Here is a 20,028-nt window from a genome sequence, read left to right as displayed (position 1 = left end):
GGGGACTTGGCGTTTACCCGACTGGCGCGGCATCCGCGCCTGACCGGGCGAACTACTTTATTTATCTCGTTTTGAGATTCGCCGGCAATCCGTTGCCTGCTTTCCCCGCCTGGGCCGAATATGGCCTTACACAAAAGGGCAATCAATAAAAAAGGAATTAATCATGCATAAAAAAAGCATACTGTCGCTCGCTATATCCGGGCTGCTCGCTTCCGCCTCGCCATTTGCGGCCAGCCAGTCGCATCAGCATGGCGCCGGCGCCTTCGATCCCAGCATCGCCAATGAGGGCCGCCTGATTCAAATGCTGAAGGCCGGCGGCAAAATCTCTGAAGGCGCTACGCTGGAAGAAGCCACCGCCAAACTGCAGGACTGGTTGAAAGACCGTAAAGCCCACGAACTGCAACGCGCCCGGATGCAGGCCACTACCTCCGCAACGGCGGCGGCGCTGGCCGAAGAACCGCGTCGCGTTAACGGCAACCATCTGCGTGACCAAAGATGGCGTGAGCTGGATAACCGCAAACTGTTCCCTGATAACCTGCAACTGGAAGAGTGGACCGAAGGCGCCCGTAAAGCCAAAGTGCTCGCTATTCTGATGGAGTTCCCGGACTTCCCGCACAACTCCATCCAGCCCGGCGAAACCGACATGTACTACGAGGACTACAACCGGGAGCACTTCCAGGATCTGCTGTTCTCCGACTCCGGTTACGCCGGTCCTAACGGTGAAAACCTGATCTCCATGCAGCAGTACTACATCGCCCAGTCCGGCGCCAGCTACTCTGTAGAAGGCAACGTAGCGGGCTGGTACATGGCGCAGAAACCAGCGGCGTTTTACGGCAACAATGTGGACGGCGACGCCCGCGCTCTGATCCGCGAAGCCCTTTTGGCCGCGGCGGCGGACCCCAATGTGGATCTGAGCGACTATGACATTGAAGACCGTTACGACCTGGACGGCGACGGCGACTACTGGGAACCGGACGGCCTGGTCGACCACGTGATGGTGTTCCACTCTGCAGTCGGTGAGGAAGCCGGCGGCGGACAACTGGGCGAAGACGCGATCTGGGCGCACCGTTGGAACCTGGGCCAGATCTTCCCGATCGAAGGCACCACTTCCGACTCCGGCAACTGGGGCGGCATGATGGCGGCGTATGACTACACCATCCAGCCGATCTCCGCTGCAGCAGGCGTGTGCGCGCACGAATACGGTCACGACCTGGGTCTGCCGGACGAGTACGACACCCAGTACACAGGTAAAGGCGAACCGGTTTCTTACTGGTCCATCATGTCCAGCGGCTCCTGGGCCGGCAAGATTCCGGGCACCGAACCGACCGGTTTCAGCGCTTACGCCAAAGAGAAACTGCAAGGCATCTGGGGCGGCAACTGGCAGCACGGCGCCACCTTGTCCATCGATGAGCTGGACCGCAAAGGCGAAGTCCTGCTGCTGGATGAAGCGGTAAGCAAAGGAAGCAACAACGATGTCATCCGCATCGACCTGCCGAAGAAAAAACGCATTATCACAACGCCTACCAGCGGTCAGTACGCGTATTTCGGCGGTAAGGCCAACGACCTGCACACCAGCATGTCCTATGATCTGGATCTGACATCCGCCACTTCCGCCAAACTGGCATTCAAAACCTGGTACGACATCGAAGCGGACTGGGATTACGGCTACGTGATGGTGGAAAGCGAGTCCGGCAAAGTCAGCATACCAGCGACGATCACCACTGACACCAACCCCAACGGCAATAACCTGGGTAACGGCATCACCGGCGCATCCGACGGCTGGGTGAACGCTGAATTCGATCTGTCCGCTTACGCAGGTCAGACAGTTAAAGTCAGCATCGAGTACTTCACTGACTCCGGCACGCTCAACCCAGGCCTGTACGTGGATGATATCGCTCTGTCCGTAGACGGTGCGGTGGTCGCCAGCGACAACGCTGATTCCGCGCCAGTGTTCACTTTGGACGGCTTCACCGCCGACGAAGGCTTCACAGTGTCTGATCGCTACTACCTGATGGAATGGCGTACGCACAACGGCGTTGACATCGGTCTGGAGCGTCTCAACGTGTCCGGTCAGCTGATGTCCTTCAACCAAGGCCTGGTCGTCTGGTTCGTGGATGATTCCTGGGATAACAACCACGTGGGCGTGCACCCTGGCGAAGGCTTCCTAGGCGTTGTTGACGCAGACCAAAGAGTGGTCAAGTGGGAAGACGGCAGCGTCGCATCCACCAAGTTCCAGTTGCATGACGCGGCGTTCAACGTGATCGCCTCCGAGCGCCTGAAACTGGATCTGACGGACGTAGACTCCGTAGGCTCCACGCTGAAAGACCAAAACCGTCGCCCCTATCCGCGCTTCATCGATCGCCTCAACTACATGAGCGACGAGATTCCTGATGCGGGCCGCAACATTCCGGAATTCGGCCTCAACGTCCTGGTGCTGTCACAAAGCGCCGACGGCAAAGTAGGTAAAGTTCTGGTGAGAAACACTTCTTCCCGATAGTCACCCTTACGACTATTCGCTAAGCGCCCTGCGGGGCGCTTTTTTTATGGGCCGCACGTACAGATAATTCTCAGGCGCAGCCCTTACAGGTCCGATATATATCCAGCTTGAATTCGAGTTATATCCAATGCTTGATTCTCTCACTCCCGGGTCGTAAGATCGGCCTTCAATCACTTTCTACAAGTTGTAAAGCATGAGCTCATCCAAGGACATCGCCAAAGCCGCCTGCGCATCCAGCCTGGATGTCGGCCGCATTAGCGTCCGGGACATTTTCATGTTTTGCTTCACTCCCCCGCCCCGTCGCCTTCAGGCCGGCGCGCCACCGCCGCCGCCCGTATTCCACTGAAATAAATTTCGCGCCTTCCATTTGAAGTCAGCGCAGCGCTGAGGTGGTCGGCAATGTCTTATTCCCTGCGACGGGTAACTAATTATGTCTATCAACCGAACGACGTTACTGTCTTATTGCGCAACCGCGCTCTTCGTACTGCTGTGGAGCAGCGGGGCCATCTTCTCCAAAATGGGGCTGGAGTCAGCCTCCGCGTTCGCCTTTCTTCTTCTCCGTTTCACTATCGCTTTTGTTGTGGTGCTGGGTATCAGTTTAAGCCGTGGTCAGTGGCTGCCAGCGCCCGGTACACGACTTCGCGTGGCGGTGACCGGTTTACTCATGATCGGCGGCTATTCCATCTGCTACTTCAAAGCGCTGGAGCATGGGGTAACGCCGGGAGTGCTCGCCACCGTGCTGGGCGTACAGCCGATTCTGACCTTGCTGGCCACAGAGTCCGCCTTTTCGTTGCAACGTCTCTCAGGGCTGTCCCTGGCGTTATCGGGATTGGTTCTGGTGGTGTATCACAGTATTGGACTGGCGCAAATCTCCACAACAGGCGTTGTGTTCGCCCTGGCCGCGCTGGGCTCGATCACCACGGGGGCGATATTGCAGAAAGGCGTCAAGCAGGCGCCCGCGTCGGTGCTTCCCCTGCAATACGCGATGACCTTGCTTCTGTGCCTGGCGTTCACGCCCTGGGAGCCCATCACGGTGGAGTTCAATCCGCGCTTCTTGCTGGCGCTGTTGTGGCTCGGCGTGGTGATCTCGGTGATCGCCACCTTGCTGCTGTACCGTCTTATTCAAGCTGGTAATCTGGTGAATGTCACCAGTCTTTTTTATCTGGTCCCCGGCGTCACCGCCGCCATGGATTACCTGTTCCTGGGTAACCAGATGTCTTTGCTGAGTTTGCTTGGAATGGGCGCCATTCTGCTGGGACTGACGCTGATCTCACGGACGCGTCAAACGCAGCCTGAGGCGCTGAAGCCGATTGCGGCGACGGAAACATGATCATAACTACGCCAGAGCCTGGCGCGTAAGTCCACTCGCAACTATACAGCGCCCCATTGGGGCGCTTTCTCAACTGGCGGACGTTGACGGGATCAGTCTCGCGTCGGGTCGTGATGTTTCAGCAACTCGTCCAACGTCAGCAAATAGCTGTCCACAAAGGTCGCCATAAAGTATTCCACCTCCGGCATTTGCAGCGAGCGGATACGCGCCTCCACATCCGCCTTGGCGTCGTCGAACTCTTTGTTGCCGGCGGCCACTTCCATCTGACATTTGAGATAGGCGCTGATCAGGTCCGCAGCCTTGACGAATTTCACGCTGGCGGCGTCAAACTTGTCATGCAGCAACAGGGGCTCAAAGGGTTTCTGCAGCTCGTCCGGCAGTGTGGACAGCACTTCTTTCTCCGCCTCACGTTCGATGGCGTGATACGCGTGCTTAATTGCATCAGAGTGATACTTGATGGGACTGGGCATGTCCCCGGTGATGATTTCCGAGACATCGTGATACAACGCGGCTACCGCCAGGGCGTTGGGGTCGACGTCGCCGTTGAACTTGCGATTGCTGATCAGCCCCAGTACATGAGCGATGGTGGCCACCTGCCAGCTATGCTCCATGACATTCTCCTCCACCACATTCCTTTTCAGCCCCCAGCGTTTGATCCAGCGCAGGCGTTCAAGGTAGGCGAAGAATTTACTGGTCATGGGCGAGTCTCCTGGGACAATGTCGGCGGCCGGTGATAAAAGGGAATTATAACCGTCCGCCGTAGCATCCGCCCAGACGCCTTAGGCTTCCGCCGCCGCTTCGTGATCGTGGCGCAGCTCTTTTCTGGCGTGGCGCAACACTTGAAACGCAGCGCTTAACGCCAGGCAGGCCATAATGCCAGCGACAATCAAATCCGGCCAGGCGGTCCCGGAGCCGAATACACCCAGCGCGGCGAACATAACGGCGATATTGCTTAGCGCGTCGTTACGGGTGCATAGCCATACGCTGCGCATATTGCTGTCGCCCTCACGATAGGCGTATAACATGGCGGCGACGCCCAGGTTGGCGACCAGGGCCAAGGCGCCAATGACGCCCATGGTGGCGGCTTCCGGCATCGTGCCCGCCATGGCGTTCCAAGCCGTGCTGGCCAGCACCCACACGCCAAACGCGCCCATGGAAAAGGCTTTTAAGAGGGACGCTTTCGCTCTCACCGCCAGCCCCATGCCCAACACCCAAAGGCTGATGCCGTAATTGGCCGCATCCCCGAGAAAGTCCAGCGAGTCCGCCAATAGTGACACCGAGCCGGCCTGTAAGCCGGACAGCAACTCCACCACAAACATGACCGCGTTGATCAACAGCGCCCAAAACAGAATCTTGCGATAACGTCCATCGACTTTCGGCTTTTCTTCGTGCTCGTTATGGCAGCAATGCACACCCATTCGTCATTCTCCTTGCATTTGAATGCGCTCAGGTTAAAGTCTGGAGCCGCTACAGGGTCAAGGCCTCATTGCAAGAAAATGAAAGAAGCGCGCGGGCGCTTTTATGAGTTCGGCGCGTCGCCATGGCAGGGACACTCGCCTTCAGCCGGATCATGGCTCAACCCGGTCAGAATGCCGCATTCGGCGGCGCGATTGTGGATGCGGCACTGGTCACGCAGGGACTGCAACTGCTCCCTTAGCTTCTCCAGATCGGAGATTTTCTGTTCCAGGGCCAGCAGGTGGGTGTCCACCAAATCGTTGACCTCGCCGCAATCCAGGGAGGGATGATCGCGAAAATACAGCAGAGATTTGATTTCGTTGAGGGACATGTCCAGAGAGCGGCAATGGCGGATGAAATTCAAGCGCTCCAGATGGCTGCGCCCGTACTCGCGATAGCCAGAGGCGCTGCGCGGCGGAGCCGGCAGCAGGCCTATTTTTTCGTAGTAACGGACGGTTTCCGCATCGCAGTTTGTCGCTTTCGCCAACACGCTGATTCGCATGATTTCCCCTTGTTCACTAGCACCGCTGATTAAGGCGGAAAGCGACGCTATCGGGTGACCATATAAATGCGCGTTTTGCCGCCTTCCGTCTTCTGATAATACAGTTCAGAGCCGTCACCGGAAATGGACGGCGCTTCCGCCATCACATCTTCCCCTACTCCCATAACCTCCACCGGAGAGTCAAACGGCTGACTGGTGGAGCCGCGCACCGCCCGCATGATCAAGGCGCGATCTCGGTTGTTGGCGCGGTCCGCCAACAGGATACGGGTAAAGAACAGTTCCAGTCCATCCGTCGAAATCGCAGGACTATACTCGATATCGCGGGAGTTAACGTTCTCCATCACCCGCTCCACCTCGCTCTGATCGTAATAGTAAGTGGCGCCGCCACGATGGGTGGCGAAGTGGATATTCGCCCGCAGCAGTTGGCCGCTCATGAAGCCGCCAGCGCCCCAGGCCGCCTCAGTGAAATACAGCACGCGACTGTCCGGGCTGACTTCCGGCCCCATGTTGCCCTGGAATTTGCGGGCGAACGCATTCGCCTTGCGAGGCGGCAAGCCATCGATAGCGCGCACGGAAGAAAGCTTGCCTCCAGAGAAGCGACCGCTGCGCACCATGGAGTCCACGCCCGTGTCGGAGAACACCAGATTGTTGTCCACGTCGATAGCGGGCGCGCCCTGAACATATTTCTCATCTTCGCCGCCCAGACTGATCTGGCCGCGGTAGGTCCAGCCGCCGTTGGCGCCACGTTCGGCGTAATGCAGCAGACGGTGGTTGTTCTCAGCGCCACCGTTGAAGAAGAGCGTTTTACCATTGCGGGAAATGTAGGGCTCTTCCTGGTTCATGGGTGAACCATCAGGCCCGTTGGGGAGACCGGAAATCGTCACCTGCACAGGATTTCCGAAATCAGCCGCTTGGGAAAACCCAGCAGCGGAGGCCAGCGTCAATAAACAGGCGGTCAAAACTTTATATCGCATATGCATTCTCTGTATGGTCTTTCGTTTTTCTACTCCCTACAGTGAACATCCCTGATATTTGTTCTAGTTTTTCCCACAGCTTTCCCCATTCTGCCGGGCCTTGAGGGCAAATAAACCAACCTCCGTCACAAAGAAACGAAAACTAGTTCACGTAATGCGCCGCCCCATATCGGCGGGCGTCCAGGGAGGGAGCCAGTAAGGCCACCAGTTATGCAAAAATTACGCCCCGATTACTGCTTTAAATACAGCACGTAATAGCGCAATTTTCAAGTTATCTGGCGCCACAGAACGTAAAGAAATGCACTAAATTGGTGTTTTGGCGGAGAGATATAGCGCCACTTTGGTGCACTTTGGTTTTCAGGCGAAGAAGCGCCTCTTTTTAGGGCTGGCGTTAGGAGGCAGAACTGGCGGCTTGCGCGACCACTTCATCGCGGGGATTCTTGGGATAATATTTTTCCGGCAACCGCTCAATATGAGAAAAGAATTTGGTGTCTTTGTAAGGCATCTTCATAAACCCTGACACGCCCAATCCTTTGATCAGCGGAATGGCGGCGATGATAGCGTCCAGGCAATAACGGAACTCCTGCTCCCTGGACGGGTCCAGCAGACGGTAATAACTGTGGATCTTCAAGTGCGTGGGCAAGCTCTCGAATATGATAAGCCCCGTGTGATGTATATTATTAAGAAGCTCTAGTATCTCCATGATTTCTACAGGAAGAACCAGAAACTCTTCCGGGTCGGGGCCGTCTTCAAAATAAGAATGCACCCGACTCTGATCCTCCAGATCCGGCGTCGCGCTAACCTCATAACCCAGACTTAAACCCGACTCGGGAAGAAAGGGTTTATCCGGCCCGTCGCGATCTACGTGCAGGGTATCGCGAGCATTAAACAGACAGCTTTTGAACACCCCCTGGCGATGAATCGCCCGCGCCAGATTCACCATATTGTTCACCGCGGTGACGAACGCAGGCTTTAAATCCGGGTCGCGCAGATTGAGGCTGGTGTCGATGTACACCCCTTCCTTCTCCCAGCGCACCGCCAACCCACCCACCACAGGATAGCGTCCAAGACGGCTGACGGCGGCGATGAACGCCTTTTCGATCTCCCCCATGCCTTGCATGAAGTTCTTGTAGTAACGATCCAGTTGCACATCGTTGATTTCTTTCAGCTCTTCCTTAACGCCTTCCTCCCGAAGGAACGACTTGCGCGAGCTGTACACCACCGTATCAATGCCCCGTTTCTGCGGCCGCACCCAGACCGGGGCCAGCGGCGTCTCCTGCACCGGCGGCAGATCCAGCATGACCAGTCGCGCCATACGCGGCATATGACGCAGGAAATAGTCGCCCGCCTTGGCCCGCACGGAAGGATCATCGTCCATCATGGCGTCCAGCATGCGCGCAAATTCCGCCGGCAATCCCAGAGATACGGCAGGCAAAGCGCGATGACCAAAGCGGCAGGATTGTCCTGATGCGAGGGCGTACAGGGTCCCCGCAACGCCCTGCTCGTCGAAGCGCGGCGACGAAAGCCCTCCGTTGAGCTGCTCATCGCCAATGAAGTAGACATCGCCCAGACGCGCGTTGGTCTGTTGCAGATCGCTGGACATCAGCTCCATGACATTGGCGGAGACGTATTGGTTGTTCTCATCCAGTTGCGCGAAGACGGCGGAGCCCCAATCGATCAGCGCCACCTGTTCGGTATTAGGGTCGTACACCAGATTGGAAGGCTTGATGTCGCCATGCACCAGAGGACGCCCGGCGGGTCCTTTATCAGAGCGAAGATTTCTCAATATATCAGCAAGTTGTGCAGCAATCTTAACAACCAGTCTAGGCGGCAGACGCCCCACTTTGAGCGAGTATTGCTCAAGATCTACCCCCGGCGCACGCTCCATCACCAGAATGGATTGGCGACGAATACGCTGGAAGGCGATCAGACTGGGGACTCTGGGGTGCTCCACCAAACCCAGCATAAACGCCTCTTCTTCCAAGCGATCCTGTAAATGCTGGGGTAAGGTGATGCGGGAGAATTTGAAGACGTATTGTTCGCCTCCTGCGGTGACGCCGGCGAACACAAAACCGTAGGCGCCCTTGCCCACCATTTCAATATCCCGGTAACCAAGCTGCTCAAGCTGGGCCTGACACAGGGCGACCCAGTCTTTGAGCTTTTTGGCGTCATTGTGACTGAGCAGATAGATCGACTGCTCTTCCGGAATATAGAACTGTTGTAGCTTAGGCGCGCCAGTCATTCACTCTCGCAGGGTTATCAGCTCAGATGCAGCAACATCGAAGTCGGGTCCTGCAGGTAAGATTTCCACATATTGCTGAAGCGGGCAATGGTTCCGCCGTCAATAATGCGATGATCGCCGGACCAGCTGATATTCATGATTGAGCGCGCCACCACCGAACCTTCGCTGTCGAACCTAGGCACTGTCTGAGTTTTGCCCAGCGCCACAATCGCTACTTCCGGCATGTTGATGATCGGCGACGCATACGTGCCGCCTAACGCTCCAATATTGGAAATGCTGATGGTGCCGCCCTTGAGGTCGTCCTGACGGACCGAGCCGTCACGGGCCGCATTGGTCAGGCGCTCCACTTCCCGCGCGATGTCGAGAATGCTGCGACGCTCTACGTGCTTGACGTTGGGCACCAGCAGACCGACTTTGGAGTCCACCGCCATGCCGATGTTGCAATGGGGCAGATAGTGAATCTCCGAGCAGTCGTCATTGACCCGACTGTTCATGATGGGATGCTGCATTACCGCCATCGCCATGGCTTTCATGATGAAAGGCATCAGCGTCAAACGTACGCCCGCTTTCTCCGCTTCCGGCTTAAGCTGCTCGCGCAGGGCCAGTAATGCGGTGACGTCAACCTCATCGCCAAAAGTGAACTGCGGAATGGTCGTGGCGGCTTCCACCATGCGTTTGGCCATGACCGCGCGCACGCCGCGAATCGGCTCCACCCGCACTTCGCCAACGCTGGCGGGCGTTTCCGGGGTTTTGTTTTGCGCGGGTGCAGCGTCAGCCTGCAAAGCTTTCTGATACTTATGGATGTCTTCCTTAAGCACCCGCCCATGTTTGCCAGAGCCTGGCACGCGGTTCAGATCCAGAGACAACTCTCTTGCCAGACGGCGCACAGCCGGGCTGGCGGGGACTTTGACGCGCCCTGAGACCTGGACTGGTTTCTGCGCTGATGACGCCAGGCAGGCGGCCTTGGGGGCGCTGTCGCCGTTGACCTTGGCGGGCGTCGCAACAGCCGCTGCGCCGTCCGCTGCAAAGGAGAAAAGCGGCGTATGCACTTTCGCGATGTCGCCCTTCCCGTAGTGCAGCTTCACGATGCGACCTGCGCGAGGCGCCGGAATCTCCACCACCGCCTTGTCAGTCATGACGTCGACGACAGGCTGGTCTTCTTCCACGTGATCGCCTTCCGCTACACGCCATTCAACGATCTCGCACTCTACAATGCCTTCGCCGATATCCGGCAGGATGAAATCATCCCCGTTTTTTCCGGCAGGCTGAGACGCCGACGCGGGTTTGCTCTCCGGGGCTGGCTTGCTGTCCGCTTGTTTGTCCGCCGCCACGGGAACGGATTCTTCGTTAGCCGCTTTCGCAGCGCCCGTCATGTCCACCGCAAACAGAGGGGAATGCACCTTGGCGGTGTCGCCCTCACGATAATAAAGCTTGGCGACGCGACCGCTATTGGGCGCGGGAATTTCCACCAACGCCTTATCGGTCATCACTTCCGCCACAGGCTGGTCTTCCTGTACGAAGTCCCCTTCCTGCACCAGCCACTTAACCAGTTCACACTCAACAATGCCCTCGCCAATGTCGGGCAAAATAAAATCAGTCACCATCTTCGCCCTCCTAGAAATTCACGCTCTGTTTAATCGCTTCGTAGATCTTCAGATGATCCGGTAGATACTCTTTCTCCAGCACCAGCGGGAAAGGCGTGTCCAAACCGGTCACCCTGGCGATGGGCGATTCCAGATAGAGGAAGCAGCGCTCCTGAATGGTGGCGGCGATTTCGCCGGCGAACCCGCCGGTCAAAGGCGCTTCATGTGAAATAACCAGCCGTCCGGTTTTCAGCACCGAATTGACGACGGTGTCCACATCCCAGGGCAGAATGGTTCTTAAATCGATCACTTCGCAGGAAATGCCGTCTTTTTCCGCCATTTCCGCCGCTTTTTCGATGTATTCCATTTGCGCGCCCCAAGCCAGCAGAGTGATGTCGGAACCTTCCTTCAACACCTCCGCTTTACCCAGAGGCAATTCGTAATCTTCCTCAGGCACGTCGCCGACGGACGCGCGATAAATCCGCTTCGGCTCGAAAAACACGACCGGGTTGTCATCGCGAATAGAGCTGAGCAGCAGCCCCTTCGCCTGATAGGGATTGCGTGGAACCACGATTTTGAGGCCTGGCGTATGCGCGAAATAGGCTTCCGGCGATTGCGAGTGGTAATGCCCGCCAGAGATGCCGCCGCCGTATGGCGTACGGATGGTCAGACCGCCGACATCAAACAGATTGCCTGAGCGATAACGGTATTTGGCGGATTCATTCACGATCTGGTCAAATGCGGGAAAGATGTAATCCGCAAACTGGATTTCCGCCACCGCCACATGGCCTTGGGCCGCTAATCCATTGGCGAAGCCGATAATGCCCTGCTCCACCAGCGGCGTATTGAAACAGCGGGCGCGGCCGTACTTTTCCTGAAGATGACTGGTGGCGCGGAAAACGCCACCGAAAACGCCGACATCTTCGCCGAAACAGATTACTTTTTCATTCTCCGCCATCGCTATATCGAGGGCGTTGTTGATCGCCTGTAACAGGTTCATCTTAGCCATGCGTCATTCTCCCCGCGCTCTTGGGATACGCATCCGGGTACTTGCGGACATGCATCTTGAGTTTTTCTAATTGTTCATGCAGTTGCGGGGTCACTTCGTCGTACACGTCCGTCACCAGCGACTCCACCGGCGGCGGCGGCCGTTTCTCAGCGTTCTTCATTGCGTCCAGCACTTCCTGGCGCATGCTGTCCTGAAGCTGCTTTTCCTCTTCCTCGGACCACCACTTTTTCTTGATCATCCAGTTACGCATACGCGCAATGGGATCTTTGGCGCGCCAGACGTCTTCTTCTTTCTTGCTGCGATAGCCGGATGGGTCGTCGGAGGAGGAGTGGGCGGCCAGACGGTAAGTCATGGCTTCGATCAAAACAGGTTCGTTTTCTTCCACCGCGATTTTGCGCGCGGCCTGAGTCGCCAGATACACCGCCAGGATATCGTTGCCGTCTACGCGGATGGCGCGCATGCTGTAACCTAACGCCCGCGGCGCAATGCCGTCTGCGGCGAACTGTTCGCTGGAGGGAGTGGAAATGGCGTAGCCGTTGTTACGGCAGAGAAAGATAACTGGCACTTTGTGCACAGAGGCCATATTCAGAGCGGCGTGGAAATCCCCTTCAGAGGCGGCGCCTTCGCCGAATACAGTTACGGTGCATAGCCCCTTGCCTTCCAGTTTCTGACCGTAGGCGTAACCGGCGGCCTGAGGAATCTGGGTGGCCAGAGGCGAGGAAATCGTCATGTAATTGAGTTTGGCGGAGCCGTAGTGAATCGGCATTTGTCGGCCCTTACCATAATCCAGCTCGTTGCCGAACAGCTGGTTCATGAACTCATCCACCGAGAATCCGCGATAGGCCAAAGCGCCCTGCTCCCGGTATTGAGCCATGATCATGTCCCGGTCATCCAGCGCCGCAGCGAAGCCGACAACCGTGCCTTCTTCACCGGTGGATTGCAGGTAAAAACTGAGACGCCCTTGACGTTGGGCGGCCAGCATGCGTTCATCCAGCACGCGGGTGAACACCATGGTGCGGTAGATCTTCAGGGCTTCTTCCTGATCCATCTCCGGCAGCTTAGCCCCTTTATAGGTCGCGCCATCCTGTTTCAGGACCTGAAAGATGGGAAACTTAAATTCATTTCCCTGAATGAACTCAGGTTTATGAATAACTTCTATTGTTTTTGTTGTTTGACTCATAGGGTCCTCTTCCTGGATACGTTCGGAGGCAAGGCGGGCCCCTTTTGAAGGCTCCGCTCCACTTTCTACTGTAGACGGTAATCCACCCTGAGGATAATAGACTTTAGTGACGTTGACGTAAACGTCAGCATTGAAAAAAATGCGCGAAGCACTCCTCAGTCATTGACAAAAAAATCAGTAAAATCATCGGTTTTCCCGGGTCTCTTTGACCCGGGTCGCGATCAGGAGGCTTTGGCGTCGTAGGTTTTGCCGCGCCGCAGGGCCCGTGGAAACGGGAGCTTCATTCCGTTTTTCACAGACACCATGAGCACGGACAGGAAGATCACTCCGCTGCCCAGAATTGTGTACATATCTGGCGTTTCATCGAAGAACGCCCAGCCGATCAGGTAGGCCAACGGTAAAGAGAGATAGCTGATATGGGCGGCGATGGCGGCGCTGCCGATACGCAGGCCGACGATCCAGAAGTAGCTATACACTGAGCCCAGCACGGCGATCAGGCCGATAAAGGAAAAGTCTTTCAGCGATACCGGCGACCAGTCCGCCACCGCCATGGGGCCCGAGATCAGAATCGTCAGAATCGCCAGCCAGAACATCAGGCTGATGGGGCTCTCCTCGGAGCCGTATTTCTTCGTGCCAATATGTAACAGGGCGAAGCCCAGGGCGCCGGCGAACGGATAGATGATTTCCAGGGGCGTGAAGTCACCGCTGGGGCGGGCGATCAGCAACACGCCAATAAAGCCGATAAGAGTCGCCAGCCAATGCCCTGGCGCGACTTTCTCCTTCAGCCAAAGCGCGGAAATCGGCACGATGAACAGAGGCTCGGCGAAGAAAATCGTCACCACCACCGCCAGCGGCAGGTTGGCGAGGGAGTAAAACAATAGAAAGGAGGCGACGCAGTTGAGCACGCCGCGCATCAAATGCGCCTTCGGCGACTTCCAGACGAAGATGCCCGCGCCTTCTCTTACCGCCATGGGTATCAAAAGCAGCGCAGCGAAGCACCACCTTAGAAACAGCAACTGCCATGTATCGACTTCTTCCCCCACCTGTTTAACGAACGCATCCATCCCTGTGCCCGCGACGACAGCGATAAAAACAAACGTCATGGCTTTGCTATTTTGTGTGTTTTCCATTTTGGTATCCCTTTTTTATCCACGGTTGACCGCTCGGCGTTCACCCCCTTGTGAACGCCCCAAACCGCATCGCGTCACGCCTGCGTCAAAGACACAGGCTCGCCGCTCTGGCGTCCGCCTCCGCCCGGGCTTTGTTGACCCGCCCGGAAAAGGCCGGCCTCAGCCAGCGGTTTAACTCCTGATGCACGCGCGGCTCGAACAGGCCCCTCTCGCTCATCCACTCATCATTGAAAATTGTCGGCAGATATTTTTCTCCTCCGTCACAGACGATGCAGACCATCGTCCCGCTTCCGCTCAGGTTCTGAGCGATTTTGACGCTCTGATACACTGCGCCTCCCGCCGAACCGCCAATCAATAACCCGCGCTGACGCGCCAGGTAGCGACAGGTTTCAAACGCCTCTGCGTCCGTCACCTGATAGCCGTAATCCACCAGTTCCCGGCGAAACGCCGCGCCAATGGAATCCCCCGGGGGCACGCCAGTGCCGGACTGGTAATAAGGTCCGCCTTCCTTGCGAAACACGACTGACCCCACTGGCTCCACGCCGAAAATGCGAATGTCGGATCGATACGTCTTCAGCGCTGAGGCCACGCCGGTGATGGAGCCGCCGGTGCCGACGCAAGCCACCAGAGCATCGATGACGCCGTCTGTGTCGCGTATCAGTTCATGAGCCAGGGTGCTGGAGTAGCCGCCTGGATTGGCCTGGTTATTGGATTGATCCATAAAACAGGCGCCCTCAATTTCGCTGGCCAGACGCGCCGCCGTCAGCTCTCTTTCCACCGTCGCCACTTCGTCATCGGCGTAATCGCCTTTGACAATATGCACTTCTCCTCCGTAGGCCTTCACCGCCATGACTTTTTCAGCGGCGGCGTGATGATCCATCACTGCGATAAAACGAAAGCCCATTTCCGCGGCCAGCAGGGCCAGCCCCGTCGCGGTGTTACCGGAAGACGACTCCACGATAACGCCGCCCGGCTGCAAACGGCCTTCACGCACCGCCGCTTCGATCATGCTGCGGGCCATACGGTCCTTCATGCTCATGCCGGGGTTGAACTTCTCCAGCTTCAGCAGCAGTTTCCAGGAGCAGTCCTGCAAAGGCAGCTCCAGTAGAGGAGTTTCGCCGATTAATTCCGACACCTTTGTTTTAATCATGTTCATTCCTTATTCGTTATATATCAGTGCTTTCCAGTCCTGATTGCGAAACTGCTCAGAACGACTCATCCAATCGCCATGACCAATCGCCATGCCCTCCTTCATGGTCGTCGGTTGCGATTAATGCAAGTTTTTGCGGTGTCGGCGCACGGTGAAAACGGGTCTCCATTAAATCCATCTGATAACCGGCGGTGTTTACAAAGGCCAGACAATCTCCCGGTTGCGGCAGATTCTTGAAAGGAATCCATCGCTTTGTCAGCACGTCCGACTCCAGGCAACTACCACCTGCGATATAGGCGACGCCCGCATCGCCCTGGCCTGCGCCAATCACGATCGGGTCCACCAGAAACTCTGATTGAAACCAGGGTTCACAGGCGCTGAAGCTGAAACCGTCGACAACGATGACATGCTTGCCCGCTTCCAAACGCTTGACGCCTTTGACGCGAAACAGGGTCGCTCCGGCCTGATCCACCAGGCCTCGTCCCGGCTCCACATATAGCGCCACGCCCTCTTGGCGCAGACGCTCACGATTGCCGCAGGCCATCACAATATCCTCCAGCGCCTCCTCTTTTACGCGGGGGGACCAATAAGGATAGAAATTGTCTGGGGAGCGGCCATCCATATAGTAATGAGGCCCGTTGTAACCCTGGAACGCCTCCCAAGAGCCTCGGGAAATATAGCGAGTCGGAAAACCGCCCCCTATGTTGACGCTGTTGGCGTCAAAGCCCAATCCACGGAAGTAGCGAATCATTTCAATGGATACCGCCAGCGCCTCCGCCCGCTGACGGATGGAGTAGCCGCCCAGGTGAAAGGCGACGCCTTCCAGTTCCAGTCGATGCCGAAACGGCTTCAGCGCGTCAGCCAGAGCCCTCAGCGCTTCGCTGTTCATGCCAAATCGACTGACGCCAACATCGCCGTTCCAACGCAGCTTGATACGGGTTTTATCGCCTTGGCGAGAGGCCAGCAGCAACGCCTGCAACACCTCAAATTCTTCCGCAGAGTCAATGGCGACAATCGCCCCCACTTTCATTCCCAGTTCAACAAAGTCCGGGCTTTTAAAGGCTCCGGATAGCGAGCATCTTTCACCCTCAACGCCGGCAGCCAGCGCATCCTGCAGCTCAAAAAAGCTGGAGACGTCCGCTCCCGCGCCATTAATCGCAACCGCTTTGAGGAAGCTATGGCAGCGATTGACTTTCATCGCATACAGCACGTCGCCGCGAATATCGGCGTTGGCGTAAACCCGCCGAAAACGGTAGAGATTTTCTTCAAATATCTGCGGAAACATCAGGTGCGCGGGCGAGCCGTGCGCATCCATCAGCGCATTTAAACGAGCTGGATCGGAGCCCAGCACATGTTGCATCAGGGGATGAATCAACGGCGTCAGATATGGCGCAGCCTCTCCCCTCACGCCATCCCTCCGGCATGATTTAATTGTCACCATTACTTCCCGGCTCCCCTGGTTAACGCACCAACGCCATAGAACGTTGCGGCCAACCGGAGGGGAAGTAACCTGTGATATTGTCTTCAAAGCCCCCGCTGTATTCATAAGCCCAATCACGAATTTCAGCGAGCATGGGGGTATGGACATTCAGCCTTCTGGCGGCTTCCAGGAAGAAGTCCATACCGTAAGGCACATCTTCCGTAAAGATGCGATGGCGACGATTGACTTCAAAGCCGCCTTCGCAGGTCAGCATGGGTATCTTGATGCCCGCGTACGCCGGGTTAGTACGGAAGGTGGAGTACAGCGTGCGCGGATTGGTGATCTGTCTGCCGTATATTTTTACGATGTCTTCGTGCAGCGGCAGCGCAAACGGGAAATCAGAGCGATACACCTCTTTCAGCGCCGCCAAAATGGCCTGCTGCTCTTCGTCGCATTTCTTGATCAGATAGGCGGCGAACTCAGTGAGATCTTCATAAAAGCTCAGTCGCTCTTTGAAAGGTCTGCCATCCCACTGCGAATAAGGGCCGACCAGGGAGTACAGGATAGGCAAATGCTCAATCGGATTGCCCGCGCAGGCGCTCAGTTCAATATAGTGCTCCGCACGGCTGGCAGGCTGGTAAAACAGTTTTTCCAGGGCTTTCTTAGCCAGCTCCACCTTGATGTGAGTTGGATTGGAAATGGCGTAAAACAGCTCCTTCTTGAACCCGAGAATGCTCACGCTCTGGCCAGGCACAAGATGGGACGCCATTACCGGCGTGTCCTTGATGCCCCAGGCGTAAACATTGGAGCGTCGGCCGATGTGATAATCCACCATCCAGTCGAAAGCGCCCCAACCGGGTATCGCGCATAGCTGCACGACCTTATCTTCAGAAATCAGATTGGCGATCTGCGCCAATACACGGGGACGATCGTTAGCGGGATTGGTGATAAAAATCAGATCCGCCTGGGGTATGACTTCAGCGGGATTGTCCGTCACCCGCACCGGCTTGGCGTGCAGATCCTCTCCATAGGGGGTGGAAACGACAATCTGGCCATTGGCGCCCAGTCTTTCGTTTATCTCCTGGGCTTTCCGGGTCAGCATCGAAACTTCCTGCCCTCGTGAGGCGAAGATACCCAGAAGCGCGTGGGCTTGTTGGCCCCCGCCAATGATTACGATATTCATATTGCGAACTTCCTTTCCATTACTTCTTGACTTGGAACACGGGTTTGTCAGGTCAAACGCGTTACCTTACGCTTGGCGTTGCTGCGTTATATCGCTCTGAGCCGGGTCCTGCAATTGCCTGCAACATCCGGGTTTGCGGCGGGCTTTCCATGTGCGCCCCTGGCCAGGGCGTCCTACGCTGGAAAATCGTTGATGATGTCGGGATTGGACGCCCGTTGTGTCACAAGCCTCCAAACCTCCATCCACGTAACCAGCGACGAAATGAGCGGTGCGTGGACGGAAAAGTTGAAATACCAAGCCGATCAGGAGGAAATCCTCCATAAACGGCATGACGACACACCTATCCGGCCGACGGTCCGCCTCTCACTGCGCCGATCAAATCGCCGCATTCCGAGAACAAAACCTGTCGCCGCGAACAGTGACAACCTTGTCAGTACTATGCAAAAAGCAACGTTACAATTTGTTTTTATTTGGAAAAAGATATTTTAATCGACTCAAAAAAGTAAATTGATTATATTGCACATCGCTGTGATATTTTTTCCAGGAGGGATGTATGAGGAGTAACTCACGGCCTTCATTAAAAGCCTTGGAAGTTTTTGAAGCAGTCGCCCGCCACCAGAGTTTTTCTAAAGCCTCGGAAGAACTGTGCATCAACCACAGCGGGGTCAGCAAGCATATCAAAGCCCTGGAGCTGCATTTCGAAAAGCGGCTGCTGGTGAGAAACAACAAACAGGTGCAACTGACTGACAGCGGTCAGCGTCTGTGGGAACAACTCACCCAGGCCTTTGAGATCATTCGCGGCGCCTGCGGCATTCCCCACGAAAAGAATTTTATCGAGATCAAAGTGCCAGTCACCTTCGCTATCCGCTGGGTGCTGCCGCGTCTCAGCCGCATTCGTGAGGAAACCGAGCTTAACCTGAAGGTGACGACCGCCTGGCGTCATTCCGTCGACTTCCTGAAAGAACACTACGATATGGGCATCATCTTTTGCGATGAGCCGTCCGACGAGTTCTTTTATGAGGAAAATCTGGTCGCGGTGTGCTCCAAAGACTACTACGAGCAATTACGGGGGCTGTCCGATCAGGAAATACTGGATCAGGCGAATTTCATCAGCCCCAACCCATCCATGTCCGACTGGGAGTTATATTTCTCCCACACCGGCCTGCCCGGCGCGCAAATCAGCTCAGACCGTATGCTGATCATGGATTCCATGGAATCCGCCATCACCGCCGCCGTGAAATTCAGCGGCGTCGCCATCACCGATGTGCTGTACGTGCAGAGTGAGCTGGCCAATGGACAATTGATCAACGTATTCTCCCGCACCGTGAAGACCGGCCTGGGCTACAAGCTCACCTGCGTCCCCTCGTTACGGGACAGCAGGGAGTATGAAACACTGCTGCAATGGATCACCCGCGAGACCAATAGTCAGCCAGCGCGCATCTTGAACAAAGAGGCCGTGACAGCCGAATAGCTGTGATCACGGTCCTTCTTCCTCGCCCTCTCTCCGCCACACTGCATTACCGCCTCTACCGCCTGCGCTGAACCTTTCCGCCATCCTCTGCGTATCTTTCCCAGTATTCGCCAACAACATTGCAATAGCCTCAAACAGATAGCCCAACATGACTCAACACCGCATCGTTATCGTCGGCGCTTCCGGCGCTATTGGCGCCGCCCTGACCTATGGGTTCGCCAGCGAGCCCAACGCCCAGGTATTTGCATTCTCCCGTTCACCTCGCACCTGGGAGCAAAGCAATACCCAATCAGGCTATCTGGACTTCAGCGATGAAGACTCTATTCAACGGGCTGCGGAGATCGCCGCCGCTTCGGGCCCACTAGATAGAGTGATCGTGGCGGCGGGTCTTTTGCACACGGCGACTATGCGACCGGAGAAGGCGCTGAAAGAGTTGGAAAGAACGAACTTTGAAGCCTGCTTCCTCACCAACGTGATTGGTCCAATGCTGGTGGCCAAGCACTTCCTCGGCCTCTTACATCCAAGCCGTCCTGCGGTTTTCGCCGCCTTATCCGCCAGAGTCGGCAGTATCTCCGATAACCGTTTAGGCGGCTGGTACGCATACCGTAGCTCAAAAGCCGCCCTGAATATGGCCCTCAAAACCGCCAGCATTGAGGTGGCGCGCCGCAATAAACAAGCGATTGTCGTCGGCCTGCACCCCGGCACCGTCACCAGCTCGCTTTCCGCGCCCTTTCTTGAGCGCGTCCCGCCACAGCGGCTTTTTACGCCGGATCAGGCCGCTGGACATCTCATGAAGGTTATCAAACGATTGCGCCCGGAAGACACCGGTAAGCTATTCGCCTGGGACGGTAGCGAGATTCCGTTTTAACGCCGCAATGGCGTCGCTGGTAATTATTCAGAGG

18 protein-coding genes are annotated in these 20,028 nt (G+C 56.4%); 6 read left to right on the top strand and 12 right to left on the bottom strand.

Going from position 1 to position 20,028, the window contains the following annotated elements:
* Positions 1-163: 163 nt before the first annotated feature.
* The 3 genes from KP814_RS07615 (at position 164) to KP814_RS07605 (ending at position 3,827) form a co-directional block, all read left to right on the top strand.
* On the top strand, positions 164-2,497 hold the full coding sequence (locus KP814_RS07615) for an immune inhibitor A domain-containing protein (RefSeq protein ID WP_216736200.1): 2,334 nt from the start codon (positions 164-166) through the stop codon (positions 2,495-2,497).
* A 193-nt stretch (positions 2,498-2,690) separates the two neighbouring features.
* A complete protein-coding gene (locus tag KP814_RS07610; protein ID WP_216736199.1) occupies positions 2,691-2,843 on the top strand; it encodes a hypothetical protein in 153 nt (50 codons plus the stop codon).
* Between the two features lie 84 nt (positions 2,844-2,927).
* Positions 2,928-3,827 carry a DMT family transporter gene (locus KP814_RS07605; protein WP_216736198.1) on the top strand — a complete coding sequence of 300 codons (900 nt, stop codon included), beginning with the start codon at positions 2,928-2,930 and terminating at the stop codon, positions 3,825-3,827.
* Positions 3,828-3,919: 92 nt separating this feature from the next.
* Here the strand turns inward: KP814_RS07605 and yfbR are convergent, their stop codons facing one another.
* The 12 genes from yfbR to KP814_RS07545 form a co-directional block, all read right to left on the bottom strand.
* Positions 3,920-4,525: a 5'-deoxynucleotidase gene (gene yfbR, locus KP814_RS07600; protein WP_216736197.1), complete on the bottom strand. Its 606-nt coding sequence runs from the start codon at positions 4,523-4,525 to the stop codon at positions 3,920-3,922.
* An 81-nt stretch (positions 4,526-4,606) separates the two neighbouring features.
* Positions 4,607-5,245 carry a cation transporter gene (locus tag KP814_RS07595; protein WP_216736196.1) on the bottom strand — a complete coding sequence of 213 codons (639 nt, stop codon included), beginning with the start codon at positions 5,243-5,245 and terminating at the stop codon, positions 4,607-4,609.
* Between the two features lie 101 nt (positions 5,246-5,346).
* Entirely contained in the window at positions 5,347-5,784 is a 438-nt protein-coding gene (gene cadR / locus KP814_RS07590; RefSeq protein ID WP_216736195.1) for a Cd(II)/Pb(II)-responsive transcriptional regulator, read from the bottom strand.
* Positions 5,785-5,831: 47 nt separating this feature from the next.
* Positions 5,832-6,758: a hypothetical protein gene (locus KP814_RS07585; RefSeq protein WP_216736194.1), complete on the bottom strand. Its 927-nt coding sequence runs from the start codon at positions 6,756-6,758 to the stop codon at positions 5,832-5,834.
* Positions 6,759-7,149: 391 nt separating this feature from the next.
* Positions 7,150-9,000: a protein kinase gene (locus KP814_RS07580; protein WP_216736193.1), complete on the bottom strand. Its 1,851-nt coding sequence runs from the start codon at positions 8,998-9,000 to the stop codon at positions 7,150-7,152.
* A 17-nt stretch (positions 9,001-9,017) separates the two neighbouring features.
* Complete coding sequence (locus KP814_RS07575; protein ID WP_216736192.1) at positions 9,018-10,604, bottom strand: dihydrolipoyllysine-residue acetyltransferase; 1,587 nt, start codon at positions 10,602-10,604, stop codon at positions 9,018-9,020.
* A 10-nt stretch (positions 10,605-10,614) separates the two neighbouring features.
* Positions 10,615-11,592, bottom strand: a complete 978-nt coding sequence (locus KP814_RS07570) for an alpha-ketoacid dehydrogenase subunit beta (RefSeq protein ID WP_216736191.1) — start codon at positions 11,590-11,592, stop codon at positions 10,615-10,617.
* Positions 11,585-12,772, bottom strand: coding sequence for a thiamine pyrophosphate-dependent dehydrogenase E1 component subunit alpha (locus KP814_RS07565; RefSeq protein WP_216736190.1), 1,188 nt, complete (start codon positions 12,770-12,772; stop codon positions 11,585-11,587). Before KP814_RS07565 ends, KP814_RS07570 begins: the two co-directional genes overlap by 8 nt.
* A gap of 221 nt (positions 12,773-12,993) precedes the next feature.
* Positions 12,994-13,902 carry a DMT family transporter gene (locus tag KP814_RS07560; RefSeq protein ID WP_216736189.1) on the bottom strand — a complete coding sequence of 303 codons (909 nt, stop codon included), beginning with the start codon at positions 13,900-13,902 and terminating at the stop codon, positions 12,994-12,996.
* An 85-nt stretch (positions 13,903-13,987) separates the two neighbouring features.
* The gene (locus tag KP814_RS07555; protein WP_216736188.1) at positions 13,988-15,052 is read right to left on the bottom strand and encodes a PLP-dependent cysteine synthase family protein; all 1,065 of its coding nucleotides are present in this window, start codon (positions 15,050-15,052) and stop codon (positions 13,988-13,990) included.
* Positions 15,053-15,107: 55 nt separating this feature from the next.
* Complete coding sequence (locus KP814_RS07550; RefSeq protein ID WP_216736187.1) at positions 15,108-16,493, bottom strand: Y4yA family PLP-dependent enzyme; 1,386 nt, start codon at positions 16,491-16,493, stop codon at positions 15,108-15,110.
* 19 nt (positions 16,494-16,512) lie between these two features.
* Complete coding sequence (locus KP814_RS07545; protein WP_216736186.1) at positions 16,513-17,655, bottom strand: NAD/NADP octopine/nopaline dehydrogenase family protein; 1,143 nt, start codon at positions 17,653-17,655, stop codon at positions 16,513-16,515.
* 72 nt (positions 17,656-17,727) lie between these two features.
* Between KP814_RS07545 and KP814_RS07540 the strand changes: the two genes are divergently transcribed.
* The 3 genes from KP814_RS07540 to KP814_RS07530 all read left to right on the top strand — a co-directional run bounded on the left by KP814_RS07540 (position 17,728) and on the right by KP814_RS07530 (position 19,994).
* The gene (locus KP814_RS07540) at positions 17,728-18,144 is read left to right on the top strand and encodes a hypothetical protein (protein WP_216736185.1); all 417 of its coding nucleotides are present in this window, start codon (positions 17,728-17,730) and stop codon (positions 18,142-18,144) included.
* A 64-nt stretch (positions 18,145-18,208) separates the two neighbouring features.
* Complete coding sequence (locus KP814_RS07535; protein WP_216736184.1) at positions 18,209-19,126, top strand: LysR family transcriptional regulator; 918 nt, start codon at positions 18,209-18,211, stop codon at positions 19,124-19,126.
* 148 nt (positions 19,127-19,274) lie between these two features.
* Positions 19,275-19,994, top strand: coding sequence for an SDR family NAD(P)-dependent oxidoreductase (locus KP814_RS07530; protein WP_216736183.1), 720 nt, complete (start codon positions 19,275-19,277; stop codon positions 19,992-19,994).
* Positions 19,995-20,028 lie beyond the last annotated feature (34 nt).

Source organism: Hahella sp. HN01 (assembly GCF_018986435.1).
Taxonomy (GTDB): domain Bacteria; phylum Pseudomonadota; class Gammaproteobacteria; order Pseudomonadales; family Oleiphilaceae; genus Hahella.
This window is presented reverse-complemented; position numbering and strand designations above follow the sequence as displayed.